This is a genomic window from Enterococcus sp. 2201sp1_2201st1_C11_2201SCRN_220225, from assembly GCF_040925905.1.
Taxonomy (GTDB): domain Bacteria; phylum Bacillota; class Bacilli; order Lactobacillales; family Enterococcaceae; genus Enterococcus_C; species Enterococcus_C asini_A.
The window spans coordinates 1-10,385 of the sequence record NZ_JBCOJC010000062.1 but is presented as its reverse complement, the minus strand read 5'-3'; the positions used below and the strand labels follow the sequence as shown (position 1 = coordinate 10,385).

Here is a 10,385-nt window from a genome sequence, read left to right as displayed (position 1 = left end):
AACTGATGCAATTCACTGCGACTGCGAGTCGCTCGCTTGTTCCCGACTAAAAGTAACGCCTGATTGCCACAATCCACTACACTATGAATCGATTCATTTAACATGGCAGAACTGCCACTGAACAAATAACCGATAAACTTACTAATTGCTACTAAAATATTAGCAGCTAATGCGGCAATTACAGCACCCATACCCGCTGATTTTTTCTCCATTGCTTTCACTCCTTATAACTGCACCTTTAGTATAAGGGATAAGCACAAAAATCCCCTAGCAAAAAAGCTTTCTCGTAAAATTACAAGAAAGCTTTGTCCTTATTTCATCATCCTTCGAAATACTACAGCCTCAAATGATTCAAAAACCATATTCTGTGTAATTTCTTTTTCAGTCCTATTTCCAAAAACATACTGATATTTTTGTTGGAGAAAAATTTTTTTCATAGTGAGTACTCGTCGTTTATCACAGAGATTCACCATAATGAGAAAGGTTTGTTTTTCATCGGCTCGAGTATAGGCGAATATTTCAGGATCATTTTTGGCCACTAAATCAAAACTCCCAGTAACAAAAGTGTCATGGGCTTTCCGAAAGGCAATCAACTCTTGATAGAAGTTCAAAATAGAGCGCCCATCTTCCACTTCTTTTTCTTGATTGATTCTTTGGTAATTAGGATTTACTTCAAGCCATGGTCTGCCTTTAGTAAAACCCGCATTTTCAGTAGCGTTCCACTGCATCGGGGTTCGAGCATGGTCCCGAGTCCAGTGAGTCGTTATTTTTAATGCTTTCTCTGGAGCAACTCCTTTATCTAATAATAAGCAATACTGGTTGTGAGAATCTTTCGCATCTACTTGATCAATGGAAGCAAAAGGAAAATTTATCATGCCCAATTCTTGTCCTTGGTAAATAAAAGGGGTTCCTTTTAACAACAAATAGCACAAGGCAATGGCTTTAGCCGACTGAACAGTTTCATTGCCGAGAATCGAATTAATCCGAGGATTGTCATGGTTTTCCACATAAAGAGCATTCCAACCAGACCACTCTAAATCCTTTTGCCAGCGAGCCAAGACCTTTTTAAAACCTAGTACGTTTATGCGCTCAGCGCCCGGCAGTCCTTCTCGTACATTGTGTTCCAGTTCAAAAATCATATCCAGATAACCACTATCCTGGGTCCAATTCACCGCTTTACGACTGGAAACCCCACTGGCCTCGCCTACAGTCATAGATTGATGCTTTTCAAAAATTGCTTGCAGTTCTACCATATAAGCATCAATTCCTGCTACATTCATAAAAGGCGCCCAAGGATTGTCCGTAAGTTGAAAGTTCCATTCCGCTTTTTGGATATGGCTAATGGCATCTAGACGAAACCCATCAATCCCTAATTCCAACCACCACTCAATCATCTGATAAATCTCTTGGCGAACCTTTTCATTTACCCAATTCAAATCTGGTTGTTCTGGAGCGAAAACGTGGAAATAACTCTCCTGACTGGCTTTGTCATGGGTCCAAGTAGAACCTCCAAAAAAGCTTTGCCATTGATTAGGCGCTTTCGTCTCTGAAGCTTTTTGCCAGTGATAGTAATGGCGATAAGGATTATCTTTACTAGACTTTGCTTCTAGAAACCACGGATGTTGATCACTGGTATGATTAACCACCAAATCCAAAATCACCTTTAAACCTCGCTGATGGGCTTGGGCTAATAGTTCATGAAAATCTGCCATCGTGCCGTATTCTGCTTGAATCCCTTGGTAATCAGAAATATCGTAGCCGTTATCCACATTGGGAGACGTATAAATGGGGTTCAGCCAAATAAAATCCACTCCCAAAGCTTGAATATACGGCAGTTTCTGAATAATGCCTTGCAAATCCCCAATACCATCTCCGTTGCTATCATAAAAACTGCGCGGATAAACTTGATAGCCCACCGCCTTTTTCCACCAAGGATTATTTGCGGTCATCGTTAGCCTCCACCACTGTGACAAAAGCTTCCCAAGGGCGCAATTCTCTTGCCAAACTGGTAATAATCTCAGGATAATTGTGAATGATCGTTTTTCTTACGGCATATTGGCCTAAGTCCAGTGTTTGTTTGTCATCAGAGAAATTGCCCACCACTAACCATGTCTCACCTTGATAGCGACGCAAATAAGCAAAGATTTTATCCGTCGTCTCCAATAATTCAAAATCTCCCCAAATCATCAAAGGATAGGCTTTCCGTAATGCAATCAATTTTTGATAAGTATAAAAAATGGAGTTTTCATCAGTCAAAGCTTGTTCTACGTTAATAGTCTGATAATTAGGATTAACCTTTAGCCAAGGAGTTCCACTTGTAAAACCTCCATTGACATCTGCCGACCATTGCATAGGCGTACGAGCATTGTCACGCCCTTTACGATTAATGGCGGCGATAATCGTCTCTTTGTCGTAACCTTGAGCAAGGCGTTCGTAATAAAGATTGATACTTTCAATATCTTTGACTTGGCTGATATCGGTCACCGGGGAGTTGGTCATGCCGATTTCTTCTCCTTGGTATATATAAGGCGTGCCTTTCATCATGTGAAGAATGATAGCAAAAAGTTTCGCCGATTCTTCTCGGTATTCTCGGTCATTGCCCCAGCGTGAAATCACCCGAGGTAAATCGTGATTTTCCCAAAACAATGAGTTCCAACCTTCTTCTCCTAACTCAGTTTGCCAACGAGCCAAAGCGTGTTTTAACTCATTAATCTTTAAAGGTGTCCAATCCCATTTGCTCTTACCGGCTTCTTGATCCAACATTACGTGTTCAAATTGAAAAACCATGGAAAGCTCATGACGCTTAGGATCAGAGTATAGTTTGGCGATTTCCGGTGTCGCTCCCCAAGTTTCCCCAACGGTTAATAAGTCTTTATCCCCAAAGGTTGCCTGGTTCATTTCTTGTAAGTATTCATGGAGCTTAGGGCCATTATTCGTAATTTCTGCTTCGGGAATTTTGCCGATTAAATCAATTACATCCATACGAAAACCACCGATACCCTTATCAATCCAATAATTCATCATCGTGTAAATCTCATTGCGCAATTGAGGGTTCTGCCAATTTAAATCCGGTTGCTTCTTGCTAAATAAATGCAAATAATACTGCCCGCTAGCCTCATCTAAAGTCCAAGCACTACCTGAAAAATTCGAGGTCAAGCCATTAGGAACGCCACCATCTTTTGCCGGATCACGCCAAACATAGTAATCGCGATAAAGACTGTCTGGATTCTCTTTTGCTTCTACAAACCATGCGTGTTCATCAGAAGTATGGTTGACAACTAGGTCCATTACAATTTCAATCTGGCGTTTTTTCGCCTCTTGAATTAATAAATCCATCTCTGCCATAGTTCCGAATTCACTCATAATACGTTGATAATCAGAAATATCATAGCCATTATCATCATTAGGAGAAGCATAGACTGGCGACAACCAAATCGCCCCAATTCCCAACTTTGCCAAATAATCGAGTTTTGCAATAATACCTTTTAAATCCCCGATGCCATCTCCGTCACTATCGTAAAAGCTTCGAGGATAGACTTGATAAACCACCACTTCTTGCCACCAATGTTGCTCCATATTAAAAGCCTCCTATTGATTCTTTAAACTGTTTTAATTAGCAAAAATCACAAAACCTTTTGGAGAAATGATTGCTTCTTGGGCTACAGTTACCGATAAATTACTCACTAAAACTTCTCCGGAAACTGCCACATGTTTGGCTTCATCTCCAATGACGCCAGTGTTGAACACCCCAGTCAGCTTACCCGCTTTTGTTTCCCGACTGATTCGAATCATTCCCGATTTATCCTCCACCACTTCCCACTTCAGCTGACCTGCCGACAAAATTGGCTGCCAATTTTTGCGAAAAGCCACCAGAGTTTGAAAAAATTGGAACATATCTTGGTCTTGTTCATCAGGATCCCAAACCATACACTTGCGACAATCCGGGTCCATTTCTCCGGTCATGGCGTATTCATCACCGTAATAAATGCAAGGGGTCCCGGGTTGCAAGTAGGTAAAGGCCGTAACTTGTTTCATCAAGTCTTTGTCTCCTTTAGCCTCGGTTAAAATACGCGGCGTATCGTGGGAATCAAGTACGTTGAACTGTACTTGATTGGTCTGATCCCGGTAGTACATCAACTGCTGGTTAATCTCCGAAACCATTTGCTCAATAGGAATCACGCCTTTAATAAAATAATCCTTAATGGCATCCATATAGGCGTAGTTCATCACCCCATGGAATTCATCTCCTTGTAACCAGCTTTGCGAAGAATGCCAAATTTCTCCTAAAATATAAAAATCTGCTTTTGTCTCATCACATACTTGGCGGAACTTCTTCCAAAAATGATGATCTACTTCGTTAGCCACATCCAGTCGCCACGCATCAATATCGAACTCTTCAATCCAATATTTGGCAATATTTAAAAGATAAGCTTCTACTTTAGGATTTGCCGTGTTTAATTTCGGCATATGGGGTGTGAAAGCAAAAACATCGTAGGTCAGATCTTTTGCATCCTCAAAATCCTCTCCCGGCGTATAACTCACAGGAAACTCGTGAATGTGAAACCAATCTGCAAAAGGTGATTTAGAGCCATTTTTGATTACATCTTGCCACTGAGGAGAAACATCTCCCATGTGATTGAAGACCGCATCTAACATCACTTTCATGCCTCGATTGTGACACTCGGCAATCAATTTTTTTAACAAAGCTTCATCCCCAAAAGCCGGGTCAACTTTTAAATAGTCGATGGTATCATACTTGTGATTGGAATGGGCCTCAAAAATTGGGCAAAAATACAAGCCATTTACACCTAGCTCTTCCAAATGATCTAAATGTTCGAAGACCCCTTGCAAGTCTCCTCCAAAAAAATCTTGGCGGTCAGGGGCTTTAGAGCCCCAAGGTAGCGTTCCTTTAGGATCATTTGTGGTATCTCCATTGGCAAAACGTTCCGGAAAAATCTGATACCACACGGTTTTTTTTGCCCATTCCGGTACTTGAAACCGATCTGCCTCATGAAAATATGGCATACGAAAATAATTATTCGGCATGGCCAGCATGGTTTCTTTAAAAGGTAAAACGCCATGATCGCCATAGAAAATCTCTGTGTTATCCCGGCCAATTAAGTGAAACCCATAAGCCAATCGACTAAAGGGTGCAGTTGTTTCACAAATCCAATAATCATGAACATTGGTAGACAAATAACACTTCATTTCAATGGGATTTTCACACCAGTCCTCGTCGTTAATCCGATACGGGTCCCCATGCAGTAAAAAAGCTTGCTTTAAGTCTCCTCGAGCAGTCCGCAAACGAATCCGCATCGTCTCTTTTGTATATAAAAAGGCAAATTCACTGTCAGGACGATGATAAATTGCCGCTGTATTCATAATTGTTTCCCCTTTCATTTTCCGATTTTAGCATTATTATGGCATATTCCAGAAATGTTTTCAATAATTAAAGCAATCGATTGCGTCCGTAACCAGAGATATCTGTTTTGCGTTTATTCTATTACGAGTAATAAACCGGTTTTTAACACTACGACTTCCGCTTTATTTTAATTGATCACCTAACTATAGCTTAACGAACCCTTGATCAGAATGCAATCGATTGCTTTAAATCTATCACATTTTTAGTAAGCGTAATCATTTCGCTTTTGCAAGCTGTTAAAAGAGCCCTGACCCGCCATTGACCATTTTTTTCTTGAAAGCTGAAAAAGATGGGACTTGCTTTCAAAAAGGGATAATAACGCGGTTTATTTCATCAAAAAACTTATTTTCTCCCGTTGAAAGAACATCATTTTTTGGCTTTTTTTCTCACGACAGGCTAGAATTAAAAGTGTAAAGAAGAGGTCTCATAGGTTCCCCCAATTCCTATTAGACACCCCATCCTTATAAAGATGGCTCTTCATCTTTTCACTCTAGCTGTTCTATTGAATCCTTGATCCCCCAATCAAGAGATTCTCGTATATCTCCCTTTTTTGATATACCTCCCCCAACTAACCGAAAGTTCCCTGCTTTCGGTTTTTTTGTTACTTTTTGCGAGAATCCTCCAAAAAGCGCAAAATTTCTTCATAAACCAGCTGATTGTCCACTTCATTTAACACTTCATGTTTCATGTGTTCCATCACCACATTGGTGAGTTTGTGGTAGCCGATTTTTTTCAGTGTTTTTAAGGTGTCTGCTACTCCCCGAGAGCCACCCGTAATTTTGTCTTCAGCCCCCACTACATTTAAAATAGGCAAATCCGGATTTTGACATTGATAGCGATCATAGGCTTTCAATTGACGATCTCCTTCCCAAATTGTTAATAGACTACGCACGGGATAACGAGGGACCATTTTTTTATCTTCTTTGGCTTTGCGGTTATTTTCCGGATTGTTAGACAACCACTCTTGCTCCACCCCTAAATTTCCCGACAGATAATTTAACACAGGAGAATAAGCGAGCTCCCCACGGACTTTGATAAAGGCTTTCGCTAATTGAATTCCCACTGGTACCACGGTTACATAATTGGCGGTTCCCGTCAAAATCAACTTACTTAGAAATTGGTCATTTTTTTGCAAATAAACTCTGGCTAAAATCGAACCAAAGGAATGTCCAAAAAGAATCAAAGGACGATTAGGATAGCGTTTTTGTATCCATTGGCTAATGCTTACTTGGTCTGCCACCAAGCTGTCAAAATCTCGCATTAAACCAAAGCTATCCTGCTTCGATATACTCTTACCGTGACCTCGATTGTCTGACAAAATCACGGCATAGCCAGCTTGTTGCAAATAATGGGCGAACTCAAAGTAGCGTTCTTTATATTCCAAAGCACCATGAATAATTTGGACAACTCCTTTAGGTTCTCCTACTGAAAATTCTGCTAAAGCAAGTTGGGTGTGTTCTTCACCACTTAGGGTATGCAAGCGATAATTCATCTCATCTAACTCCTCTTCATTGAATCATTTTCTTTCTTTTCATCTTACGCTAGCTAGACTTTTAGAGCAACCAACACTGGTTATAAGGAGAAATAGTTGCATTTTTACTCCGATATGCGTATAACAGAACTAGAAGAATAAGGCGCACCTAAAAATCGCGTCTGGAATTTAAAATAAAGGGGGAGCGTTTGTGACACACTCCAAAAAAGAAAGGTTGGTCACCCATAGCAGCGGTCAATCCTTAGAAGAAATCAACGGCACCGTAGAAGTCCCTCAAGGAAAAGGTTTTTGGCGAACGTTATTAGCCTATTCTGGACCAGGAGCACTCGTTGCAGTGGGCTATATGGATCCTGGAAACTGGTCTACCTCCATTACTGGGGGACAAAATTTTCAATATTTACTCATGTCGGTGATTCTCATGTCCAGTCTGATTGCCATGTTGCTGCAATATATGGCAGCAAAACTCGGTATCGTAACCCAGATGGACTTAGCCCAAGCAATTCGGGCTCGAACTAGTAAGGCACTAGGCATCGTACTGTGGATCATTACCGAGTTAGCAATTATGGCCACAGATATCGCTGAAGTTGTAGGGGCGGCCATCGCCTTGTATCTCCTTTTTGGGATTCCCTTGTGGATTGCTGTTTTTATTACCGTTTTTGATGTGTTATTGCTCTTGCTTTTAACCAAAATCGGCTTCCGTAAAATTGAAGGCATTGTGGTCTGTTTGATTTTTGTCATTCTCTTTGTCTTTGTTTATCAAGTAGCATTATCCAATCCTGATTGGAGCGTGGTGATAAAAGGTTTTATCCCCACACCAAAAACCTTTGCGGAAACACCTACCATTGGAGGACAAACCCCTTTAACTGGTTCATTAGGAATTATCGGCGCAACGGTTATGCCCCATAATTTGTACTTGCATTCCGCTGTCTCCCAAACGCGGAAAGTAGATCATCAAAATGAAAATAGTGTGGCTCAAGCTGTTCGCTTCACCACTTGGGATTCCAATATCCAGCTTTCATTAGCCTTTGTCGTAAATGCCTTACTGTTAATTATGGGGGTAGCGGTTTTTAAATCCGGTTCTGTAAAAGACCCTTCTTTCTTCGGTCTCTTTCAAGCTTTGTCTGACCCTTCTGTGATGAACAATGGGCTTTTGATGAATGTGGCGAAAACTGGGCTCTTGTCCACTTTATTTGCCGTGGCCCTCTTAGCTTCCGGGCAGAACTCCACCATTACCGGCACCTTAACCGGACAAGTTATTATGGAAGGTTTTATTCATTTGAAAATCCCGATTTGGTTGCGGCGTTTGGTTACTCGTTTGATTTCCGTAATTCCGGTTATGGTCTGTGTACTACTCACTCGCAGTGACAATCCCATCGAAGAACACCAAGCATTGAACAACTTGATGAATAACTCTCAAGTGTTCCTAGCCTTTGCGCTGCCATTTTCCATGTTGCCGTTATTGATTATGACAAATAGTGCTACTGAAATGGGCACTCGCTTTAAAAATCGTCCCATCATTCAAGGCTTAGGCTGGCTTTCAGTGATTGCTTTGACCTATTTGAATTTACGAGGTTTACCGGATTCGATTCGAGGGTTCTTTGGTGACAATCCCAGCACCAGTGAAATAACCCTCGCCAATGGCATTGCCTATTGCTTAATTGCCGGAGTTCTAGCCTTGTTGGCTTGGACCATTTGGGACTTGTACAAAAACAACAAACGTTACCATGATTCATTGAAATAATTCAGTTAAAGCTTTTTACATTAAAATAATTGATTGAAAAAGAGAAAGGATTGCGGCACATTCCTTTCTCTTTTTCTAAGCATTGTATTTTAAACCTCTCCAGCCTTAAATTGTACAGATAATTTTGAATTCGTTATACTTAGTGAAAGAGTATTTTCCAGAAAGGATGATTCTTATGGAAAAAAAATCTTCACACCGCTTGATTTCCTTTCTAGGTGGCAAGACGAGTTATTATATCTTAGGTTTAATCTGTCTCTTTGCGATTACCGTGTTGTTGTTACGGGAAGTCTCTTTTTTGTATGAGCCAATTATGGTGCTGATTGGGACAATTTTACCTCCAGTAATTTTCGCCCTCGTTTTGTATTACACTTTATGCCCCATTGTAGATTTTGCGGAAAGTAAAAAAATCCCCCGTACCATTAGCTTGATTGCCTCCTATATCCTTTTAGTAGCGCTGTTAATCTTTGGCGGGTTTCAGTTATTTCCTTTAATCAGCCAACAGTCAGTGGAGTTATTTGATCAGCTTCCCAGCTTAGCCGAAGACTTTCTGGCAGGCGTGCAGTCTTTTGTCAACAACACTCCCTTTGCCGACGAATTTCAGCAATTGACTACTTCTTTGGATTCCCTCACTGAAAGTGTCATTGCTTTTCTCAGTGAAAATTGGCAAGATGGCGCTCGGGGACTAGGCACCGTGGTTTCCACGATTTCCACTGTGGGCATCACGTTGTTTACCGGACCGATTATCGCTTTCTTTTTAATTAAAAGTCCTAAGAAATTTTACGATACCTTGATGTCCATTATTCCTCCCCGGTTTCGCCGTGATGTAAAGGAATTAATCACCATTGCCAACCAACAAATTGGCGCTTTTTTAAAAGGCCAGGTTATTGCCTCTGTCTTATTAGGATTGATTTATTGGGTTGTCTTTGTATTAATTGGTTTAAAATATGCCACTTTAATTGCCTTAGCAGCGGGAATTTTAAATATTGTGCCTTATATCGGTTCGTTTATCGCCTTTTTGCCAGGACTGTTTGTGGCTTTCCAAGACTCCGGTTTTATGGTGGTGAAATTTGTCATTGCTTGGTTTGTCGTCCAACTTCTTCACGGAGATCTAGTAGTTCCTCGCGTTTTAGGCAATCGGCTTAAAATTCATCCTATTACAATTATCGTTGTCTTAATGGTCATGGGAGATTTACTAGGCTTTTTCGGAATCGTTTTAGGAATTCCTATTTATACGTTGATTAAACTGTTGACCGTCTTTGTCTTCCGTAAGTTTAAACAACGCTACAATCGCTATTTTGGCAATGAAGGAACCTATGAACAAACCGAGTTTTCTGAAAAGGATTACTGAAAGGACGTGTTAAAATGAAAGTTGTTTTCCATGTAGATGAAGTGGCCAAATGGTCAGAAGCAAAGAAAAACATTCACAACCTAAAAGTCGCTAGCCCCACTATGCAAATCGTATTATTAATTAACGGAGCCGCCATCACCGGGCTTTTAGATCCCGAACAGCAAGAATTTATCGAGACTGGCGAAGCTGAAATTCACGCTTGTCGCAATGCGTTACGGGGGTTTAAAATTGAAGAAGAACGCCTGCCTGCTAAAGTTACTGTCGTCCCCGCTGGCGTCTTAGATTTAGTCAAATTGCAACACTTAGGTTATGCCTATATCAAGCCATAAAAATGCCCCGGTAATCACAAAATCAACGTGATTACCGGGGTTCTTTAGACGCT

General features: G+C 40.8%; 8 protein-coding genes. 3 read left to right on the top strand and 5 right to left on the bottom strand.

Annotated features, from left to right (window positions below):
* The 5 genes from AB5754_RS12255 to AB5754_RS12235 all read right to left on the bottom strand — a co-directional run.
* A partial coding sequence (locus AB5754_RS12255) for a cation transporter (protein WP_368259624.1) occupies nucleotides 1–212 on the bottom strand: 212 nt, incomplete at its 3' end.
* Nucleotides 213–311: 99 nt separating this feature from the next.
* Nucleotides 312–1,949: an alpha-glucosidase gene (locus tag AB5754_RS12250; RefSeq protein WP_368251624.1), complete on the bottom strand. Its 1,638-nt coding sequence runs from the start codon at nucleotides 1,947–1,949 to the stop codon at nucleotides 312–314.
* Nucleotides 1,936–3,576 carry an alpha-glucosidase gene (locus AB5754_RS12245; RefSeq protein WP_368251625.1) on the bottom strand — a complete coding sequence of 547 codons (1,641 nt, stop codon included), beginning with the start codon at nucleotides 3,574–3,576 and terminating at the stop codon, nucleotides 1,936–1,938. Before AB5754_RS12245 ends, AB5754_RS12250 begins: the two co-directional genes overlap by 14 nt.
* 33 nt (nucleotides 3,577–3,609) lie before the next feature.
* Nucleotides 3,610–5,382 carry a glycoside hydrolase family 13 protein gene (locus AB5754_RS12240; RefSeq protein ID WP_368251626.1) on the bottom strand — a complete coding sequence of 591 codons (1,773 nt, stop codon included), beginning with the start codon at nucleotides 5,380–5,382 and terminating at the stop codon, nucleotides 3,610–3,612.
* Between the two features lie 641 nt (nucleotides 5,383–6,023).
* The gene (locus AB5754_RS12235; protein WP_368251627.1) at nucleotides 6,024–6,914 is read right to left on the bottom strand and encodes an alpha/beta fold hydrolase; all 891 of its coding nucleotides are present in this window, start codon (nucleotides 6,912–6,914) and stop codon (nucleotides 6,024–6,026) included.
* 190 nt (nucleotides 6,915–7,104) lie between these two features.
* Between AB5754_RS12235 and AB5754_RS12230 the strand changes: the two genes are divergently transcribed.
* The 3 genes from AB5754_RS12230 (at nucleotide 7,105) to AB5754_RS12220 (ending at nucleotide 10,332) form a co-directional block, all read left to right on the top strand.
* Nucleotides 7,105–8,655: an Nramp family divalent metal transporter gene (locus AB5754_RS12230; RefSeq protein WP_368251628.1), complete on the top strand. Its 1,551-nt coding sequence runs from the start codon at nucleotides 7,105–7,107 to the stop codon at nucleotides 8,653–8,655.
* A gap of 175 nt (nucleotides 8,656–8,830) precedes the next feature.
* Nucleotides 8,831–10,003: an AI-2E family transporter gene (locus AB5754_RS12225; protein WP_311832659.1), complete on the top strand. Its 1,173-nt coding sequence runs from the start codon at nucleotides 8,831–8,833 to the stop codon at nucleotides 10,001–10,003.
* Between the two features lie 14 nt (nucleotides 10,004–10,017).
* Nucleotides 10,018–10,332, top strand: coding sequence for a DsrE family protein (locus tag AB5754_RS12220; RefSeq protein WP_311832658.1), 315 nt, complete (start codon nucleotides 10,018–10,020; stop codon nucleotides 10,330–10,332).
* The last annotated feature ends 53 nt before the right edge of the window (nucleotides 10,333–10,385 follow it).

Bases quoted from the DNA above. Each gene is read 5' to 3' on its own strand.
- AB5754_RS12250 (WP_368251624.1), bottom strand. From the start codon at position 1,949: ATGACCGCAAATAATCCTTGGTGGAAAAAGGCGGTGGGCTATCAAGTT.
- AB5754_RS12245 (WP_368251625.1), bottom strand. From the start codon at position 3,576: ATGGAGCAACATTGGTGGCAAGAAGTGGTGGTTTATCAAGTCTATCCT.
- AB5754_RS12240 (WP_368251626.1), bottom strand. From the start codon at position 5,382: ATGAATACAGCGGCAATTTATCATCGTCCTGACAGTGAATTTGCCTTT.
- AB5754_RS12235 (WP_368251627.1), bottom strand. From the start codon at position 6,914: ATGAATTATCGCTTGCATACCCTAAGTGGTGAAGAACACACCCAACTT.
- AB5754_RS12225 (WP_311832659.1), top strand. From the start codon at position 8,831: ATGGAAAAAAAATCTTCACACCGCTTGATTTCCTTTCTAGGTGGCAAG.
- AB5754_RS12220 (WP_311832658.1), top strand. From the start codon at position 10,018: ATGAAAGTTGTTTTCCATGTAGATGAAGTGGCCAAATGGTCAGAAGCA.